This window comes from Enteractinococcus helveticum (genome assembly GCF_001657475.1).
GTDB classification, from domain to species: domain Bacteria; phylum Actinomycetota; class Actinomycetes; order Actinomycetales; family Micrococcaceae; genus Yaniella; species Yaniella helvetica.
In genome coordinates this window covers 1-447 of sequence record NZ_LXEY01000045.1, presented here as the reverse complement: position 1 = coordinate 447, position 447 = coordinate 1, and the positions used below count along the sequence as shown (strand labels likewise).

Annotated in this window: 2 protein-coding genes; both read right to left on the bottom strand. The window is 40.5% G+C overall.

Annotated features, from left to right (window positions below; genetic code table 11):
- On the bottom strand, window positions 1–230 hold a 230-nt coding region (locus A6F49_RS18120; RefSeq protein ID WP_201120344.1), incomplete at its 3' end, for a hypothetical protein.
- A 20-nt stretch (window positions 231–250) separates the two neighbouring features.
- Window positions 251–447: hypothetical protein (locus A6F49_RS18515; protein WP_235605017.1), on the bottom strand; the 197-nt coding region annotated here is incomplete at its 5' end.

Below are 447 nucleotides of genomic sequence, written 5' to 3'. Positions count from 1 at the left end.
CTTCCTTTTCTCCTCTTTCTCAACTTCTCCCTCTTCTTTTCCTTCTTTATTTCCTCTTCCTTCCATCCCTTCTCCTCTCTCCTTTCCCTATCCTTACCTTTCACCTTCCCCCTTTCCTTCCTTTCCCTTCTCCTCTCCTCCCTCCTCTTTTTCCTCTCTTTCTTTTCTTCTTTCCTTCTTCTCTTCCCCCTCTTTTCTTCCCCCCTTTTTTTTTTTTCTCTTTCTTCCATCTTGTCAGTGCGAGGCTGGCTTATATGATTATTTTTTTAATTTTTTTTTCGTAGGTTATGATGCGGTTTTTTTTCCGGGATTCTTTCGTGCTTTGATAAACAGCTTGGGATTCATGGAAAATCTTTATTTCGAGGATCAGCGGCCATTTCAAAATGTTTCTTTCTTTTTCACTTGTTTTCTGTTCTTCCCTCAGTTGACCAAGACGTCGGGACTTTA